The organism is Streptomyces tirandamycinicus, assembly GCF_003097515.1.
GTDB classification, from domain to species: Bacteria; Actinomycetota; Actinomycetes; order Streptomycetales; family Streptomycetaceae; genus Streptomyces; species Streptomyces tirandamycinicus.
Map to the genome: position 1 here is coordinate 2605816 of NZ_CP029188.1, position 18450 is coordinate 2624265.

General features: G+C 71.7%; 15 protein-coding genes. 3 read left to right on the top strand and 12 right to left on the bottom strand.

Annotated elements, in window-relative coordinates; translation table 11 throughout:
* Window positions 1-151: 151 nt before the first annotated feature.
* From DDW44_RS11475 to rpsD, 7 genes are all read right to left on the bottom strand, one after another.
* Window positions 152-994 carry a shikimate dehydrogenase gene (locus DDW44_RS11475; RefSeq protein ID WP_108906354.1) on the bottom strand — a complete coding sequence of 281 codons (843 nt, stop codon included), beginning with the start codon at window positions 992-994 and terminating at the stop codon, window positions 152-154.
* A complete protein-coding gene (mltG, locus tag DDW44_RS11480; protein WP_167455486.1) occupies window positions 972-2756 on the bottom strand; it encodes an endolytic transglycosylase MltG in 1785 nt (594 codons plus the stop codon). Before mltG ends, DDW44_RS11475 begins: the two co-directional genes overlap by 23 nt.
* Before the next feature lie 103 nt (window positions 2757-2859).
* Entirely contained in the window at window positions 2860-3324 is a 465-nt protein-coding gene (ruvX, locus tag DDW44_RS11490; protein WP_018892604.1) for a Holliday junction resolvase RuvX, read from the bottom strand.
* Entirely contained in the window at window positions 3324-6008 is a 2685-nt protein-coding gene (alaS, locus tag DDW44_RS11495) for an alanine--tRNA ligase (RefSeq protein ID WP_018892605.1), read from the bottom strand. The genes ruvX and alaS overlap by 1 nt, the downstream gene beginning before the upstream one ends.
* Window positions 6008-6355, bottom strand: coding sequence for a DUF6167 family protein (locus DDW44_RS11500; RefSeq protein ID WP_018892606.1), 348 nt, complete (start codon window positions 6353-6355; stop codon window positions 6008-6010). The genes alaS and DDW44_RS11500 overlap by 1 nt, the downstream gene beginning before the upstream one ends.
* Before the next feature lie 6 nt (window positions 6356-6361).
* Window positions 6362-6811, bottom strand: a complete 450-nt coding sequence (locus DDW44_RS11505; protein WP_108906356.1) for a DUF948 domain-containing protein — start codon at window positions 6809-6811, stop codon at window positions 6362-6364.
* A 254-nt stretch (window positions 6812-7065) separates the two neighbouring features.
* Window positions 7066-7677 carry a 30S ribosomal protein S4 gene (gene rpsD / locus DDW44_RS11510; RefSeq protein ID WP_017945562.1) on the bottom strand — a complete coding sequence of 204 codons (612 nt, stop codon included), beginning with the start codon at window positions 7675-7677 and terminating at the stop codon, window positions 7066-7068.
* Window positions 7678-8003: 326 nt separating this feature from the next.
* Here rpsD and DDW44_RS32695 point away from each other — a divergent pair, with 326 nt between their 5' ends.
* The gene (locus DDW44_RS32695; RefSeq protein ID WP_341867065.1) at window positions 8004-8639 is read left to right on the top strand and encodes a DUF2470 domain-containing protein; all 636 of its coding nucleotides are present in this window, start codon (window positions 8004-8006) and stop codon (window positions 8637-8639) included.
* 100 nt (window positions 8640-8739) lie between these two features.
* Here the strand turns inward: DDW44_RS32695 and DDW44_RS11520 are convergent, their stop codons facing one another.
* From DDW44_RS11520 to DDW44_RS11535, 4 genes are all read right to left on the bottom strand, one after another.
* The gene (locus DDW44_RS11520; protein ID WP_108906358.1) at window positions 8740-10104 is read right to left on the bottom strand and encodes a replication-associated recombination protein A; all 1365 of its coding nucleotides are present in this window, start codon (window positions 10102-10104) and stop codon (window positions 8740-8742) included.
* Window positions 10105-10215: 111 nt separating this feature from the next.
* Complete coding sequence (locus tag DDW44_RS11525) at window positions 10216-10863, bottom strand: vitamin K epoxide reductase family protein (protein ID WP_026164908.1); 648 nt, start codon at window positions 10861-10863, stop codon at window positions 10216-10218.
* Window positions 10864-11114: 251 nt separating this feature from the next.
* Entirely contained in the window at window positions 11115-12392 is a 1278-nt protein-coding gene (hisS, locus tag DDW44_RS11530; RefSeq protein WP_027732922.1) for a histidine--tRNA ligase, read from the bottom strand.
* Between the two features lie 11 nt (window positions 12393-12403).
* Window positions 12404-13135, bottom strand: a complete 732-nt coding sequence (locus DDW44_RS11535; protein WP_026164907.1) for an MBL fold metallo-hydrolase — start codon at window positions 13133-13135, stop codon at window positions 12404-12406.
* Window positions 13136-13287: 152 nt separating this feature from the next.
* On the opposite strand from DDW44_RS11535, the gene DDW44_RS11540 reads away from it, so the two are divergent.
* Window positions 13288-14073, top strand: coding sequence for a peptidylprolyl isomerase (locus DDW44_RS11540; protein ID WP_108906359.1), 786 nt, complete (start codon window positions 13288-13290; stop codon window positions 14071-14073).
* Window positions 14074-14248: 175 nt separating this feature from the next.
* Window positions 14249-15478: a DUF349 domain-containing protein gene (locus DDW44_RS11545; protein WP_017945555.1), complete on the top strand. Its 1230-nt coding sequence runs from the start codon at window positions 14249-14251 to the stop codon at window positions 15476-15478.
* Between the two features lie 328 nt (window positions 15479-15806).
* Here DDW44_RS11545 and DDW44_RS11550 read toward each other — a convergent pair whose 3' ends face one another.
* Window positions 15807-18293, bottom strand: a complete 2487-nt coding sequence (locus DDW44_RS11550; RefSeq protein WP_108906360.1) for a RelA/SpoT family protein — start codon at window positions 18291-18293, stop codon at window positions 15807-15809.
* Window positions 18294-18450: the final 157 nt, after the last annotated feature.

Sequence of the window (18450 nt, forward strand, 5' to 3'; positions counted from 1 at the left end):
GGTGACGGGACGCCTGAGCCGGGAGCGGTGCGGCCCGGGCCGCCCTACCCCGATCCTCCCACGTCCGTGCCGTGGATCAGGCCAGTGGTCCAGCAGGCGGACGGCGGGGCGGGGCCCGGGAGGGGGTCCGGGGGCGTGGCGGGCCCCGGGATCAGCGCCCGGCGAGGGCCTCCTCACCGGCGGCGCGCATCGCGGCCAGCGGGGCCGGGGAACGTCCGGTCATCAGCTCCACCTGGAAGACGGCCTGGTGCACCAGCAGGTCGAGGCCGCCGACGACGGAGCCGCCCTGTTCGGCCCAGGCCGCGGCCAGCGGTGTGGGCCACGGGTCGTAGAGCACGTCGAACAGGGTGCCGGGGCGCTCCGGGACGTAGGGGACCAGGATGTCCGTCGCCCCCGCCGGGGTGGTGGAGACGACCAGCGGAGCGTCGAAGGCGTGCGCCGCCTCCGCCCAGTCGGCGGTGTGCACCTCCACGCCGAGCCGTTCGCCCCAGCCCCGCATCTCCTCGGCTCGGGCCCGGCTGCGCACGTACGCGGTGACGGGTCCGGTGCAGATCCGGCCGAGCGCGGCGAGCGCCGAGGAGGCGGTGGCGCCGGCGCCGAGGACGGCCGCGTGGTCGACCTTCCGCACCCCGCGCTCGTTCAGTGCGGCGAGCATCCCGGGGATGTCGGTGTTGTCGCCGGTGCGCCGGCCGTCCTCGGCGATGACGACCGTGTTGACGGCCTCGACGGCGGCGGCGGTGTCGCTGATCCCGTCGAGCAGCGGGATGACCGCGCGCTTCAGCGGCATGGTCAGCGACAGCCCGGCCCAGCTCGCGTCCAGTCCCTGGAGGAAGCCCTCCAGGTCCGCCTCGGTCACCTCGACCCGGTCGTAGGACCAGCCGGTCAGGCCGAGTGCCGCGTAGGCGGCGCGGTGGAGCACGGGGGAGAGCGAGTGGGCGATGGGGGAACCCAGGACCGCGGCCCGGCGCGGTTCAGTTGCCGCCGCGCGTTCCATTGAACTTCTCCTTGAGCTTCTCGAAGTCCGCGTGCGTCCTGGCGTACTCGGTCTTCTCCTTGCCGTCCGTCGCCACGAAGTACAGCCAGCCGTCCGAGGTCGGGGTGATCGAGGCGTTCAGCGCCGTCAGGTCGGGGTTGCCGATGGGACCGGGCGGCAGCCCCTTCTGGGTGTACGTGTTGTACGGGTCCTGGTTGCTGTTGATCTCCCGCTCACTGATGTCGATCTTGCTTTGGCCCTTGAGGTAGTTGAAGGCCGAGTCGAACTGCAGCAGCTGGTTGGTCTCGGTGTTGGTGGGCTTCAGACGGTTGTAGACGACCTCGGCCATCTTCCGGTAGTCGTCCTCGTTCTTGCCCTCGGCCTGCACCAGGCTGGCCACCGTGATCAGTTCCCAGGCGTTCTTCAGCTTGAGCTGCTTCGCCTTGGCCTCGAGGTCGATCTTCCCGTACTCCTGGTTGGCCCGGGCGACCATGGCCTTGAGGATGGTCTCCGGCCTGGAGCCCGGCGCGACCGGGTAGGTGGCCGGGTAGAGGAATCCTTCCAGCGGGTCCTTGACGTTCTCGTGGTTCCGGGCCCACACGGGGAGTCCGAGGTTCCCGGCCTCCTTGCGGGCGACGGACTGCGTCGTGCCGGCGTCGAGCTCGAGACGTTTGTCGATCAGCGCGTAGATCGCCGCGTTCCGCGCACCCTCGGCGATGCTGAGGGCGTTGCGGTTGTTCGGGTCGAGCATCGCCTTGACGGCTTCCTCGGCCGACATCCCCTTCTTGAGGGTGTAGACGCCGTCCTGGATCTTGGTGCCGCGTGGGTTGTCGTTCTGGGCGGAGACGAAGGCGTCGACGCTCTTCACGACCCCGGCCTTCTTCAGCGCGCTGCCGATGTCCGTACCGCTCGCGCCCAGGGCGATCTCGACCTGCACGCTTCCGCTGCCGGGGCCGTCGAAGTCGGGGGCCTCACCGAACTGCCCCTGCCAGAACTGGTAGCCGACGTAGGTCGCGCCGCCGGCACCACCGACCAGGACCAAGGCGACGAAGAGGCAGGCGAAGCCGTTGCGGCCCTTCTTCTTCTTGGCCGCGCCGCGCCCGTCCCCGCCACGCCGGGGCGTCCCGCCCGGTGTGCCGCCGGGCTCGTCGGCGTCGCGGTCGTCCCCCGTGAAGAACGGGTGGTCCTCCTCCTGCCGCTCCGACGGGCGGTCGCCGTCCGCCGGGGAGGGCCGCGCTTCCGGTGGCTGCGGCTCGGTGCGGTGCCCGGGGGGCTGGGGCGGCGGGTAGGCGTCGGGGGTGCCGTAGTGGTCGGCGCCGTCGCCGTAGGGGGCGGGCCCCGGGTCGTACGGCATCACGGGCTGCCCGCCGGCGTCCCAGGCGGGGTCGTACGGTCGGCCGGCGTAGTCCTGGGCGCCGTACTGGCCGGTTGCGTACTGGCCGGTGCCGTACTGCTGCTGGTATTGCTGCGGCTCGTACTGCCCCTGGCCGTGCTGCTCCTGGCCGTACCCGCCTTGACCGTACTGGTCCTGGCCGTACTGGTCCTGGCCGTACTGGTCCTGGCCGTACTGGTCCTGGCCGTAGTGCTGCTGATGACCGGTCCGATACTGGTCGCCCTCCTGGTGGGCCTGGTCCTGCGGCTGCTGCGGGTACTGCTGCTGCGGCCGGCCGCCGTAGGACGCGGGGCCGGCGCCGCCCTGCTGCCCTCTCCACCCCTGGTCCCCGTACAAGGGATCCTCGGGGTGCCACGGTTCGGAGCCGGGGCTCCGGCCATATCCAGTCATCGATCCCCTAGAGCCGCGAGACGGGCGCCGGACGCTCCGCCTCTACGTTGTGCGGCGGCTGTTCGAACACCGCCGCATCGCGCGGAACGTTACCGTATCGCGATCAGATGACCACTTCGACGCCCTCGCCCGGGGGACGCCCCGAGGTCCGTTCGGACTCCAGGGCGTTCTGAAGGATGACGACCGCCGCTGCCTGGTCGATGACGGACCGGCCCTTTCTGGACTTCACGCCCGAGGCCCGGAGCCCCTGGCCGGCCGTGACCGTGGTCATCCTCTCGTCGACCAGTCGCACCGGTACCGGATGGATGCCGTGGGCGAGGGCCTGGGCGAAGGCGCGGACCTTGGCCGCGGCGGGGCCTTCGCCACCGCTCAGCGAGCGGGGCAGGCCCACGACCACCTCGATCGGCTCGTACTCCTCGACCAGTTGCCGCAGCCGCCGGTGGGCGGCCGGGACGTCCCGCCCCGGCACGGTCTCGACGGGGGTGGCGAGGACCCCGTCGGGGTCGCACGAGGCGACCCCGATCCGGGCGTCCCCGACGTCGATCGAGAGACGGCGTCCTCTGCGCATCAGGCCGTCTCGGCGACCAGGCGCTCGACGGCGTCGATGGCGTCGCCGATCGCCTCCGGGTTCTGTCCGCCGCCCTGGGCGACGTCCGGCTTGCCGCCGCCACCGCCGCCGAGAGTCTTGGCGGCGGCACGGACCAGCTCACCGGCCTTGAGCCCGCGCTCGCGGGCGGCCTCGTTGGTGGCGATGACGGTCAGCGGGCGGCCGTTGGCCGTGGTGAACAGCGCCACGACCGCGGGGCGGTCGCCGGCCCCCGGCAGTTGCTGCAGCCGGCCGCGGACGTCGAGGACCAGCTTGCGCAGGTCGTCGGCGGAGGTGCCGTCCGGGACCCGGCCGGTGACCAGCGCGGTGCCGCGGACGTCCCTGGCGCCCTCGGCCAGACCGGCGGCGGCCTGGAGCACCTTCTCGGCGCGGAACTTCTCGATCTCCTTCTCGGCGTCCTTCAGCTTGCCGAGCATGCCGGCGATCTTCTCCGGGAGCTCCTCCGGACGTCCCTTGACCAGCTCCTGGAGCTGGGCGACGACCGTGTGCTCCCTGGCGAGGAAGTGGTAGGCGTCGACGCCGACGAGGGCCTCGATACGGCGCACACCGGAACCGATCGACGACTCGCCGAGCAGCTTCACCAGGCCCAGCTGCGAGGTGTTGTGGACGTGCGTGCCACCGCACAGCTCCTTGGAGAAGTCGCCGATGGTGACGACCCGGACCCGCTCGCCGTACTTCTCGCCGAACTCGGCGATGGCGCCCTGCTTCCTGGCCTCGTCGATGCCCATGACCTCGGCCTGGACGTCGAGCTCACGGGCCAGCACCTCGTTGATCCGCTGCTCGACGTCGGTCAGCACGGTGCCGGGGACGGCGGACGGCGAACCGAAGTCGAAGCGGAACCGGCCCGGGGAGTTCTCGGAGCCGGCCTGGGCGGCCGTCGGGCCGAGGGCGTCCCGGAGGGCCTGGTGAGTGAGGTGGGTGGCGCTGTGGGCGCGGGCGATGGCGCGGCGGCGCCGGACGTCGATGGCGGCGTGGGCGGAGGCGCCCACGGTCACCTCGCCCACCTGCACCGACCCCTTGTGCACGGAGACGCCCGGAACCGGCTGCTGCACATCGCGGACCTCGATGACCGCGCCGCTGTCGAGCCTGATCCGGCCCTGGTCGGCGAGCTGGCCGCCGCCCTCGGCGTAGAACGGGGTGCGGTCGAGGACGACCTCGACCTCGTCGCCCTCGGAGGCGGCGGGCGAGGGCACTCCGTCGACGAGCAGGCCGACGACGGTCGACTCGCCCTCGGTGTGCGTGTAGCCGGTGAACTCGGTCGCACCGGAGGCGTCGGCGACCTCGCGGTACGAGGACAGGTCGGCGTGGCCGGTCTTCTTGGCCTTGGCGTCGGCCTTGGCCCGCTCCCGCTGCTCCTTCATCAGCCGGCGGAAGCCGTCCTCGTCCACGGTCAGGCCCTGTTCGGCGGCCATCTCGAGGGTGAGGTCGATCGGGAAGCCCCAGGTGTCGTGGAGCAGGAAGGCCTTGTCGCCGGAGAGGACGGTCGAGCCGGCGTCGCGGGCCTCGGTGACGGCGCCGTCCAGCACGTTGGTGCCGGCGTTCAGCGTCTTGAGGAAGCGGGCCTCCTCGGCGAGCGCGACGGTCTCGACGCGCTTGCGGTCGGTCTCCAGCTCCGGGTACTGCTGCCCCATGGTCTTGATCACCACGTCGACCAGCGCGGCGACGACGGGGCCGGTGGCGCCGAGGAGCCGCATGTTGCGGATGGCGCGGCGCATGATGCGGCGCAGCACATAGCCGCGGCCCTCGTTGCCGGGTGTGACGCCGTCGCCGATGAGCATCACGGACGTGCGGATGTGGTCGGCGACCACGCGGAGCGACACGTCCGACTCGTGGCTGTCGCCGTAGCGGACGCCGGTGAGCTCCGTGGCCTTGTCGATGACGACGCGCAGGGTGTCCGTCTCGTACATGTTCCGCACGCCCTGCAGGATCATGGCGAGGCGTTCGAGGCCGAGTCCGGTGTCGATGTTCTTGCTCGGCAGGTCGCCGACGATCTCGAAGTCCTCCTTGCCGGAGCCCTCGCCGCGCTCGTACTGCATGAAGACCAGGTTCCAGATCTCCACATAGCGCTCGTCGTTGACGGCCGGGCCGCCCTCGGGGCCGAACTCCGGGCCGCGGTCGTAGTTGATCTCCGAGCAGGGGCCGCACGGCCCGGGGACGCCCATGGACCAGAAATTGTCCTTCTTGCCCAGGCGCTGGATGCGCTCGGCGGGGACGCCCACGACGTCGCGCCAGATGCGCTCGGCCTCGTCGTCGTCGAGGTAGACCGTGATCCAGAGCTTCTCGGGCTCCAGGCCGTAGCCGCCCTTGTCCTGCGGCGAGGTCAGCAGCTCCCAGGCGTACTTGATGGCCCCTTCCTTGAAGTAGTCGCCGAAGGAGAAGTTGCCGCACATCTGGAAGAACGTGCCGTGGCGGGTGGTCTTGCCGACCTCTTCGATGTCGGGGGTGCGCACGCACTTCTGCACGCTGGTGGCGCGCGGGGCGGGGGGCTTGGTCTCGCCCAGGAAGTACGGCTTGAAGGGGACCATGCCGGCGTTGACCAGCAGCAGAGTCGGGTCGTCCGCGATGAGCGACGCCGAAGGCACGACGGTGTGCCCGCGCTCCTCGAAGAAGCTCAGCCAGCGGCGGCGGATTTCAGCCGACTCCATCAGTGGTCCTCATTCCGGTCGTACGGGCGCTTCTCGTCAAGCATCCCGTAGTGCTTCTTGTGGTGCTTGTGGTTTTCCAGGGCGGCCCGGCGGCGCTGCGCGGGCAGTGCCCGGCCGTCGGGGGAGTCGATACCCAGCGCCTCACCGAGCTCGGCCTCGCGCTGGGCCATCCCGGCCCGGACGTCGAGGGCGAAGTCCTTGAGGCGGTACCCGGTCTCGATCGCCTTGTTCGCCGCCTGGGCGGCGAGGCTCTCCGGGGTGAGCTGCCTGAGCTTGCGGTTGACCTTGGTGGTGGCCCACACGCCGGCGGCGGCGCCGGCGGTGAACCAGAACGCACGACGGAACATCGGGTCTCAGTCCTTCTGCTTCCGGCGCCTGGCGGCCGGTACGGTGCGGCCGACGACGATCGTGCGCCTCGACTGCGCGGGCGGCGCGCCGGCACGGTCGCGGCCGTCGCGGCCTTCGCGGCTCATCGCGCGGCGCACGCCGTAGCCGAACGCCGCGACCTTCACGAGCGGGCCGCCGAACGTCGAGGCGACGGTGGTGGAGAGCGCCGACGCGTTGGAGGTGACCTCCTGGACGTCGGAGGCGATGGCCTCGACCCGGTCGAGCTGGGTCTGCGCGGAGCGGACCGTGGCCGAGGCGTCGGCCAGCAGCGGCACGGCCTGCTCGGTCACCTCCGCCATCAGCCGGGTGGTCGCCCTGAGCGTCTGGGCCAGCCTCACCAGCACCACGGCGAGGAAGGAGACCAGGATCGCCCAGAAGACGGCCACCAGGATCCCGGCAACCTCTCCACCGGTCACGCTGCACCGCTCCCTGCTCGTCGGGGGTCACTTCGAAAGTCCTCGTCCGACCCTATCGCGCCCGGGGTCGGCCCCCGTCATGGATCGGTGACCGCGGAAGGGGAGTTGCGGGGATTCTACGGGCCGCACCCGTCCGCGCACGCTCCGTGGCCACGGCGGCGGGGGCGCTGAACGCGAGAGCCCGCCGCTCCCCCACCCGTGAGGGCGGGAGGGCGGCGGGCCGGGGCGCGAAGGCCGGTGGTACTGCCGCTGGGTCAGCGGGCGTAGTACTCGACGACGAGCTGCTCGTCGCAGATCACCGGGATCTCCTTGCGGTTCGGCTCCCGGTCCAGGCGGAAGGCGAGCGCCTTGAGGTTGACCTGCAGGTAGCGCGGGGTCTCACCGTCGGGCGCGTAGCCACCCTCGCGGGCGACCTGGAACGGGTGCTTGTCGCGCGAGCGCTCGCGGACCGTGACGACGTCGTCCGGGCGGACACGGAACGAGGGCTTGTCGACCTTGTGGCCGTTGACCTCGATGTGGCCGTGGACGACCATCTGACGGGCCTGGTAGATCGTCCGGGCGATGCCGGAGCGGAGCACCAGGGCGTCGAGACGGCGCTCGAGCTCGATGATCAGCGCCTCACCGGTCTTGCCCTGCACCTTGCTGGCGCGGTCGTAGGCGCGGACCAGCTGGCGCTCGGAGACGTCGTACTGCGCGCGAAGGCGCTGCTTCTCGAGCAGACGGACCTTGTAGTCCGAGTTCTGCTTGCGGCCGCGGCCGTGCTCACCCGGCGGGTAGGGGCGAGCCTCGAAGTACTTGACGGCCTTCGGCGTCAGGGCGATGCCGAGTGCACGCGACTTCTTGACCTTGGGTCGCGACTGGTTCACGGGGAACCTACCTCCATGTAAGTTAGGTGAGCCTTACCTTATTCGAGGAGGACGTAATGTCTCGACCGCATGGGATCCCCCTGCCCAGTGCGCATCGCAGTTCGGACGACTCGACGGAATCGATGTCCGCTTGCGACGACGATGAACAAGGTCAGCCGCGTCCCAGGGAAGGCGCCCGGCAGCCCACCGAAGCCGAGCGCGTACGAACCCTCGTTGAGAACAACGCCTCAGTATCCCTCACGCTGCCGGGTGCTCGCGACCACGGTCCCGGCTACTGGGAACCCGCCGCACGCACCGTCACCCCCGAGGGGGACGTCGTTCTCCTTGTGCCATGGGATTCTCCCACGGCCCGGGCGGCCGCCTGCGCCCAGGACGACGGCCCGTCCTGCGTGATGGAGATCACCGATGTCGCCCCCGTCGCGGTGCGGCAGCGGATCCGGGGCCGGGCCCGGCTGGCCGGGCGGCTCACCGCCGTGCTCGACGACGAGCGTGCGCGGTACGAACGGCTGCTCGCCGAGCGGCACCCCGGGCACTCCCCCGCGTACGCGGAGGCGGACCCTCCCGCCTGGATGCTCGTCCGGCTGGAGACCGATGAGGTCTCGGTGGACGACCTGTGGGGTGCGGGCCGTGCCGCGCCCGCTGCCGTCGGGGCGGCGGAGCCGGACCCCGTCGCACGGCACGAGGCGGAGCTGCTGCAGCATCTGCACACGGCGCACGGCGACCAGGTGCGCGGGCTGGCGGACCTCCTCGGGGAGCGCGGCGCCGCAGCGGGTCCCGCGGTACGGGAAGTGGTGCGGGAGGTGGTGCCGCTGGCCCTCGACCGCTTCGGGCTTCGGCTGCGCTGCTGCACCGCCGGGGGAGGCCGTACGTTCGACGTCCGTTTCGACTTCCCCGAGCCCGTGAACGGCACCGGGGAGCTGCGGTACGCGATGCACACCCTCTTCGCCGCGGCCGCGGGATGACCGGCGCCCTCCGCACCGCGGCCACGGGGCGGGGGCCGGGCGACGCGCCGGGCCGACGGGGCCGCCCACCCGGCGAGGGCCCGTCGGGGGGCGGGACGGGTCAGGAACCCGGCGGTGTCTCGCCGCGCAGCCGCTCGCGGACCCTCTCCACCACGTCCGCGTAGCGCGCCTCCGCGCCGTACCGGGTCGGCTCGTAGTAGCGCTTGCCGTGGACGGCGTCCGGCGCGTACTGCTGCGGGGCGATCGCGCCCGGGACGTCGTGCGGATACACATAGCCCTGGGCGTGGCCCAGCTTCGCCGCGCCCTTGTAGTGGCCGTCGCGCAGATGGCGCGGGACCGGTCCGGCCAGTCCGCCCCGTACGTCCGCCAGGGCCGCGCCGATCGCCGTCGTGGCGGCGTTGGACTTCGGCGCCAGGGCCAGCGCGATGGTGGCGTGGCTCAGGGTGAGCGCGGCCTCCGGGAAACCGATCATCGCCACGGCCTGGGCGGCCGCGACGGCGGTCGGCAGCGCCGCCGGATCGGCGAGCCCGATGTCCTCACTGGCCGAGATCATCAGCCGCCGGGCGATGAACCGCGGGTCCTCCCCCGCCTCGATCATCCGCGCCAGGTAGTGCAGCGCCGCGTCCACGTCGGAGCCGCGGATGGACTTGATGAGGGCGCTCGCCACGTCGTAGTGCTGGTCGCCGTCGCGGTCGTACTTCACCGCCGCCCGGTCGACCGTCTCCTCCACGGTCTGGAGGAGGATCGCCGTCTCGTCCTTGGCGAGGGCGGCCCCCGCCGCGGCCTCCAGCGCGGTCAGCGCTCGTCGGGCGTCTCCCCCGGCGATCCGCAGCAGATGGTCCTCGGAGTCGCCCGGCAGCGTCACGGCGCCGCCGAGGCCGCGCTCCTCGGTCAGGGCCCGGCGCAGCAGACCGCGCACGTCGTCGTCGGTGAGCGGCTCCAGCGTGAGCAGCAGGGAGCGGGAGAGCAGCGGGGAGATCACCGAGAAGTACGGGTTCTCGGTGGTGGCGGCGATCAGCGTCACCCAGCGGTTCTCGACGGCGGGGAGCAGGGAGTCCTGCTGGGCCTTGCTGAAGCGGTGGATCTCGTCGAGGAAGAGGACCGTCTCCTTGCCGAAGCCGCCCGCGGCCCGGCGGGCCCCGTCGATGACGGCCCGGACCTCCTTGACTCCCGCGGTGATCGCCGACAGCTCCACGAAGCGCTTGTTGGTGGCCTTGGAGACGACGTACGCCAGGGTCGTCTTGCCGGTGCCGGGCGGGCCCCAGAGGATCACCGAGGAGGCTCCGGCGGGCCCGCCGGAGCCCTCGCCGACCAGCCGGCGCAGCGGGGACCCGGGCTTGAGCAGGTGCCGCTGGCCCACGACCTCGTCGAGGGTGCGCGGGCGCATGCGGACCGCCAGCGGGCTCGCGGACGGGTCCTTCTCCTGGCGTTCCTCGGCTGCGGCGGTGAAAAGATCGGGCTCCACGTGACGAAGCCTATGTGAGGGCACCGACAGTCCCCGCCGGGGTGCCGGGCGGCGGGGAGATGGGGCCGTGCACCGTCCGGCCGGCGGACCGGCCGTCCGCCGGCCCCGGGATCAGCCGAGCCAGAAGTCCCACCAGCGCGTGAGGATCAGCATGCCGATGACGCCGGTGTGCAGCACCGGAAGGACCCAGGTGAACTCGGCGAGGAAGCCCTTCACCCAGGCCGGGGCGGGCAGCAGCCCGTTGCGGACGTTGTGCGAGGTCACGTACCAGAACATGAAGATCGTGGCGACCCAGGCCAGGCAGCACCACAGGCACAGGGCGTTGATGCTGTACAGCGACTGGTACTGGAGCCAGGTGCAGAACGCGACGCCGAAGAGCGTCCCCGCGTTGAACGTCAGCCAGTACCAGCGGCGGAAGCGGGCGCCGGCGAGCAGGCTCATGCCGACGCCGATCACCACGGCGTAGGCGGCGAGGCCGAGCATCGGGTTGGGGAACCCGAACGCCGAGGCCTGCTCGCTCTCCATCACGCTGCCGCAGGAGACGATCGGGTTCAGGCTGCAGCCGGGGGTGAACGTCGTCCCGGCGACCTCGGCCTCGAGGATCTTGAACTTGTCGATCGTGATGATCCACGAGGCCAGCAGGCCGGCCGCGCCGGTGATCACCAGCAGCCATGCGAACGCGCGGCTGCCCCCGACGGCGCCGCCCGCGCGCTCCGCTTCCTGGCCGGAGGACACGCCGTCCACCGCTGCAGTCGTCATATCACCGTTCCCTCGCTCGGTCGCTGCTCTGGCATGGTCATTCTGCCGCACTCGGGCCCCTGCCCACCGTTCGATGGACATCCGGGAGCCGGTTCCGGCCGGCCCGGGGCGGGAACGCGAAGGCCCGGGGTGGAACGCGAAGGCCCGGCCCCAGCGGGCCGGGCCTCGGGACGCGGGTACCGGCCGGACGCGTGTGCCGATGGGACACGCGTCCCGGTCGGACACGCGTCCCGCACGGAGACGTGTACCGGCTACGCGCGTCCCGGCCGGACGAGCTTCGCCCGGATCTCCTCCACCACCGAGTCGAGGGCGACCGCTGTCTGCTCGCCGGACTCCATGTCCTTCAGCTGGACCACGCCGTCCGCGAGATCCCGCTCACCGGCCACCAGCGCATAGCGGGCGCCGCTGCGGTTGGCGCTCTTCATGGCTCCCTTGAGGCCCTTGCCGCCGTACGAGAAGTCGGCGGCGACCCCCGCCCGGCGCAGCCCGGTGACCACGCCGAAGAGCACACGGCGCGCCTCCTCGCCGAGCGGCACCGCGAACACGCTGGTGGACGCGGGCAGTTCGAGTTCGATGCCCTCGGCCTCCAGCGCCAGGACCGTGCGGTCCACGCCGAGCGCCCAGCCGACCGACGGCAGCGCCGGGCCGCCGATCATCTCGGACAGCCCGTCGTAGCGGCCTCCCCCGCCCACCGCGGACTGCGAGCCGAGTCCGCCGTGGACGAACTCGAAGGTCGTGCGCGTGTAGTAGTCGAGCCCGCGCACCAGCTTCTCGTCGTCCTCGAAGGCCACCCCGGCGGCCGTGAGCAGTTCGCGCACCTCCTCGTGGTACGCCTTGCACGCGTCGCACAGGTGGTCGCGCAGCAGCGGTGCGCCCACGAGCTGCTTCTGCACCGACTCGCGCTTGTCGTCCAGGACCCGCAGCGGGTTGATGTCGACCCGGCGGCGGGTGTCCTCGTCCAGGTCGAGGCCGCGAAGGAAACCCTGCAGCGCCTCCCGGTAGACGGGACGGCACTCCTTGTCGCCGAGCGAGTTCAGCAGGATCCGGAAGTCGCGCAGGCCCAGCGAGCGGTACGCCTGGTCGGCCAGGATGATCAGCTCGGCGTCGAGCGCCGGGTCCTCGGCGCCGATCGCCTCGGCGCCGACCTGGGAGAAGTGCCGGTAGCGGCCCTTCTGCGGACGCTCGTAGCGGTAGTAGGAGCCGGAGTACCAGAGCTTGACCGGCAGGTTGCCGGACTTGTGCAGGTTGGCCTCCAGCGCCGCGCGCAGCACGGACGCGGTGCCCTCGGGCCGCAGGGCCAGCCGGTCGCCGCCCTTGGTCTCGAAGGCGTACATCTCCTTGGTCACGATGTCGGTGGACTCGCCGACACCGCGGGCGAACAGCTCCACGTTCTCGAAGCCGGGCGTCTCGACGTAGCCGTAGCCCGAGTTGCGCAGCGGCGCGGCGATCGCCTCCCGCACGGCCAGGTACTTCGCGGAGTCCGGCGGGATCAGGTCGTACGTGCCCTTGGGGGCCTGGAAGGTGGTCACGGAGGGTCTCGTCACATTCCTCGTCGGGGAGCGGCGGTGCCGCCGTCTCCCTGGCCGGCGGCCACCTCCCGCAGATACGGGTTGGCGGCGCGCTCGCGGCCGATGGTCGTCTGGGGGCCGTGGCCGGACAGCACCACGGTCGAGTCGTCGAGCGGCAGGCACACGCGGGCCAGCGACTCGAGCATCTCGGCCATGTCACCGCCGGGCAGGTCGGTGCGTCCGATGGAGCCGGCGAAGAGCAGGTCGCCCGAGAAGAAGACCGGCGGCCGCCCCTCATCGTGTGAGTTGGCCGCGGCCTCGGGCAGACCGAACGTCACCGACCCCTTGGTATGGCCGGGCGCGTGCCGCACGGTCAGCTCCAGCCCCGCCAGCTTCAGCGCGGCGCCGTCGTGGAGCTCGTGGACGTCGTCCGGCTCCCCCACGGTCAGCTCGCCCATCAGCGGCATCCCGATGGAGCGGCCGAGGGCCTTCTCCGGGTCGCTCATCATGTACCGGTCGGCGGGGTGGATCCACGCCGGCACGTCATGGGCTCCGCACACCGGGACGACCGAGGCGACGTGGTCGATGTGGCCGTGGGTGAGCACCACGGCGACGGGCTTGAGCCGATGCTTCCTGAGTGTCTCCTCGACTCCCTGGGCGGCCTGGTGGCCCGGGTCGATGATCACGCACTCCTCGCCTGCGGCCGGGGCGACCAGATAGCAGTTGGTCCCCCAGGCCCCTGCGGGGAACCCGGCAATAAGCACGATCGTCCTCGGTGTGTCGTCCGACGGGGATATTGCGTCACGGATTGCAACAGGTCAGAGCCTACCGGCGCTGCTCATTTCACAGCCAACCCGTATACGGTACGGGCACACCCGTGCCCCATGGATCACACCATCGCCAAGGAGAAGACCCGGTGGTCACCAGCGATCAGCGACGGCGCCAGCTCGCCAGGCAGAAGTTCGAGCGGCAGCAGCAGCGCCGCGAGCAGGCCCGCAGGAAGGCCAGGCGCCGCAACGCCGTCATCGCGGCCGTTCTCGCCGTCGTGGTCGCGGCGGGCGGCGCCGCGTACCTCTCGGTGGGGCTGGCCGACGGCGCCTCACGGGACGACGCGTCGCGGACGGACCCGACGCCCGCGCCGTCGGAGAGCGAGAGCAGCTCGCCCGAGCCGAAGATGGCCATCGACGCCGAGGGCACGTACCGGATGTCGCTGGACACCAGCCAGGGCGCCATCGCGTTCACCATGGACGCCGCGAAGACGCCGCGCACGGTCAACTCCTTCAAGCACCTCGCCGACAAGGGCTTCTTCGACGGCACCACATGCCACCGGCTGACCACGCAGGGCATCTTCGTGCTGCAGTGCGGGGACCCCCAGGGCGACGGCATGGGCGGCCCGGGGTACACGATCCCGGACGAGAACCTCACGGCGCTCGGCAAGCCGGCGGCGGACGGCAAGGTCACGTATCCGGCGGGCACGGTGGCCATGGCGAACACGGGCCAGCCGAACAGCGGCGGCAGCCAGTTCTTCCTGGTCTACAAGGACAGCAAGCTGCCGCCGGCGTACACGCCGTTCGGCACGATCGACGAGGCGGGCCTGTCCGTGGTCAAGGCCGTCGGGGCGGCCGGTGTCGCGGGCGGGGCCGGGGACGGCGCCCCGGTGAAGGCCGTCTCGGTGAAGAAGGCGGCGGTCAGCAAGGGGTGACCGGGCGAATTCGGCGACGCCGAGTGCGGACAGCCGGGCGGCCGGTCGCTTAGATTGGCGTTGTGCAGCGCGGACCGGGTCCGCGTTGCGGGAGGGCGGGCGATGCCCGTCCAGGAAACTGTGGACGATGCCCGGGGGCCCGAGCCCCTCGGGGGCATCATGTGGAGGAGGCGCTGTGAGCAGCGACCCGTGGGGCCGCGTCGACGAGACGGGCACCGTGTACGTGCGGACTTCCGAGGGCGAGAAGGTCGTCGGATCGTGGCAGGCGGGATCTCCCGAGGAGGCACTGGCCTACTTCGAGCGCAAGTACGAGGGCTTGGTTGTCGAGATCGGCCTCCTCGAGAAGCGGGTGAAGACCACCGACCTGTCGGCGAAGGACGCGACGGCGGCGATCGACCACATCCGCGGGCAGATCGACGAGCACCACGCGGTCGGCGACCTCGAGGCGCTGAGCAAGCGGCTGGACGCGCTCGTGGCCTCGGTCGAGGCGCGCCGCGAGGAGCGCAAGGCCCAGAAGGCGAAGCAGACCGACGAGGCCCGGCACGCCAAGGAGGCGCTGGTCGCCGAGGCCGAGGAGCTGGCGCAGAGCGAGCAGTGGCGGGCGGCCGGCGAGCGGCTGCGGGCACTGGTGGACACCTGGAAGGGCCTGCCGCGGCTCGACCGGAAGTCCGACGACGAGCTGTGGCACCGCTTCTCGCACGCGCGATCGGCGTTCTCCAAGCGCCGCAAGGCGCACTTCGCCGCGCTGGACGCGCAGCGCGAGGTGGCCCGGCAGACGAAGGAGCGGCTGGTCGCCGAGGCCGAGGCGCTGTCCGGTTCGACCGACTGGGGCCCCACGGCCGCGCGCTACCGCGAGCTGATGGCGGAGTGGAAGGCCGCGGGCCGCGCGCAGCGCGAGCACGAGGAGGACCTGTGGAACCGCTTCCGCGGCGCGCAGGACATCTTCTTCGCCGCCCGCAGCGGGGTGTTCGCGGAGCGGGACGCCGAGCAGTCCGAGAACCTGAAGCTCAAGGAGGAGCTGGCGGTCGAGGCGGAGAAGCTGGTGCCGGTGACGGATCTCAAGGGCGCGCGTGCGGCCTTCCGCTCCATCAATGAGCGCTGGGAGGCGATCGGTCACGTCCCGCGTGACGCCCGGCCGAAGGTCGAGGGCCGGATGCACGCGGTGGAGCGGGCGATCCAGGAGGCCGAGGAGGCCGAGTGGCGCCGCACCAACCCGGAGGCGCGGGCGCGTGCCGAGGGCCTGACGGGTCAGCTGCAGGCGGCGGTGGACAAGCTGCGGTCGCAGATCGACGCGGCCCGTGCGGCCGGCAACAACGCGAAGGCCGACAAGCTCTCGCGTGAGCTCGAGGGGCGGCAGGCGCTGCTCGACCAGGCGCTCAAGGGCCTGGAGGAGTTCGGCGGCTGACCACCGGAGACGGACACGCACACCGGGCGGGCCCGGCGGCAGCTGCCGCCGGGCCCGCTTCATGTGCTGACGTGTGCTGACGTGCGCGGACCGCCGGTCGGGGGGTTCCGCCGGGGCCGCTGCGAGGGCGCACGGCGGCAGCCGGGCGCCCTATGCTCCGTGGACGCGGCACAGGGGCCGCCACCTCGGCGGTACGCGCGCGGCCGGTGCTTCCCGGCATCGGTGACGGCCCCGCGAGAACACCGGCCCCACGAGAACACCGGCCCCGCGCACCTCGGCGCGGCACCCGGGGGGCGCGAGCGACCGGTCGATCGCGCGCAACCGGTCGCTACGGACGCCGTGCCGACGTCACCCGGTACACGTCGTAGACGCCCTCGACTCCGCGGACCGCCTTCAGCACATGGCCCAGGTGCTTGGGGTCGCCCATCTCGAACGTGAAGCGCGAGGTGGCGACCCGGTCACGGGACGTCTGGACGGCTGCCGACAGGATGTTCACGTGCTGGTCGGACAGGACGCGGGTGACGTCCGACAGCAGCCGGGACCGGTCCAGCGCCTCGACCTGGATGGCGACGAGGAACACCGAGGACTGCGTCGGCGCCCACTCCACATCGAGCATGCGTTCGGGTTGTTGCGACAGCGAGTCCACGTTGACGCAGTCCGCCCGGTGCACCGACACGCCGCTGCCGCGGGTGACGAACCCGATGATCGGGTCTCCCGGCACGGGCGTGCAGCAGCGGGCGAGCTTCACCCAGACGTCGTCGACGCCCTTGACGACCACACCCGGGTCGGCGTTGGCGCGGCGCTTGCGGCCGCGGCTGCGGGACGGCGGCGCGGACTCGGCGATGTCCTCACTGGCCGCCTCCTCGCCGCCGAGCGCCTGGACGAGCTTCTGCACGACGCCCTGCGCGGCGACGTGCCCCTCGCCGATCGCCGCGTACAGCGACGAGATGTCGGGGTAGCGCATCTCGTGTGCGAGCGTGACCAGGGAGTCGCCGGTGAGGATGCGCTGGATCGGCAGGTTCTGCTTGCGCATCGCCCGCACGATGGCGTCCTTGCCCTGCTCGATCGCCTCGTCACGGCGTTCCTTGGAGAACCAGGCGCGGATCTTGTTCCGTGCGCGGGGAGACTTGACGAAGCCCAGCCAGTCACGCGAGGGGCCCGCGCCGGTCGCCTTGGACGTGAAGACCTCGACCAGGTCGCCGTTGTCCAGCGTCGACTCCAGCGGTACCAGCCGGCCGTTGACGCGCGCGCCTATCGTGCGGTGGCCGACCTCGGTGTGGACGGCGTACGCGAAGTCGACCGGGGTGGCGCCCGCGGGGAGCGCTATCACGTCGCCCTTCGGCGTGAAGACGAAGACCTCGTTGCGCGAGAGGTCGAAGCGCAGCGACTCCAGGAACTCGCCCGGGTCCTCGGTCTCCTTCTGCCAGTCCAGCAGCTGCCGCAGCCACGCCATGTCGTTGACGGCGTCCTTGTCCTTGCCCGAGCCCTTGGGGACATCGGTGCGGATCTTGGACGCGCCGGCGACGGCCTCCTGCTTGTACTTCCAGTGCGCGGCGATGCCGTACTCGGCCCGGCGGTGCATGTCGAACGTGCGGATCTGGAGTTCGACCGGCTTGCCGCTGGGTCCGATGACCGTCGTGTGCAGCGACTGGTACATGTTGAACTTCGGCATCGCGATGTAGTCCTTGAACCGCCCCGGAACGGGGTTCCAGCGGGCGTGGACCGTGCCGAGCGCGGCGTAGCAGTCGCGGACGGTGTCGACCAGGACGCGGATGCCGACCAGGTCGTAGATCTCCGCGAAGTCCCGGCCGCGGACGATCATCTTCTGGTAGACGCTGTAGTAGTGCTTCGGCCGGCCGGTGACGGTGGCCTTGATGCGGGCGGCGCGCAGGTCGGACTGCACCTCGTCCGTCACTATCGCCAGGTACTCGTCGCGCTTGGGCGCGCGCTCGGCGACGAGCCGGACGATCTCGTCGTACATCTTCGGGTAGAGGATCGCGAAGGCGAGGTCCTCGAGCTCCCACTTGATGGTGTTCATGCCCAGCCGGTGGGCCAGCGGGGCGTAGATCTCCAGGGTCTCGCGGGCCTTCTTCTCCTGCTTCTCCCGCTTGAGGTAGCGCATCGTGCGCATGTTGTGCAGGCGGTCGGCGAGCTTGATGACCAGGACGCGCGGGTCCTTGGCCATGGCGACGACCATCTTGCGCACGGTCTCGGCCTGGGCCGCCTCGCCGAACTTGACCTTGTCCAGCTTGGTGACGCCGTCGACGAGCAGGGCGACCTGGTCGCCGAAGTCCCGGCGCAGGGTGTCCAGCCCGTACTCGGTGTCCTCCACGGTGTCGTGCAGCAGCCCGGCCATCAGCGTGGCGGGGTCCATGCCGAGCTCGGCGAGGATCGTGGTGACGGCGAGCGGGTGCGTGATGTACGGGTCGCCGCTCTTGCGCTTCTGGCCCCGGTGCCAGCGCTCGGCGACCTGGTAGGCGCGCTCGATCTGGCGCAGCGTCGCGGTCTCGGTCTTCGGGTCGTTGCCGCGGACGATCCGCAGCAGCGGTTCGAGCACCGGGTTGTACGGGCTGGAGCGCTGGACGCCGAGCCGGGCCAGCCGGGCGCGGACCCGGTTGGAGGAACCGCCGGAGCGCGCGGAGGCGGGCGGCGCGGGCTTGGGGGCCGTGACGGGCACGGGGGCCGGGCCGCCCGCCTTCCCCTGAGCGGCCGCGGTCCGCTCCACGGGCGCCTTCTCGGGCGCGGCGGCGGCCGCCGCAGCCTTGTCGGCCTGCTGGTCGGGCTGCGCGGTGGCGGGACGGGCCTCGTCTGGCAAGAGCGCTCCTCGTGCGGATCCGGGTCCCCCGGTCAGGCCCGGAAAGGCCATGGTATCGACCCCCGGCGTTCGCCTCCCCCCGGGACGGGGACTGTCCACAACGCGGAACGGGCACCCGGTGTTCCCGGATGCCCGTTCGCGTGGCCGTCGCCGTGCC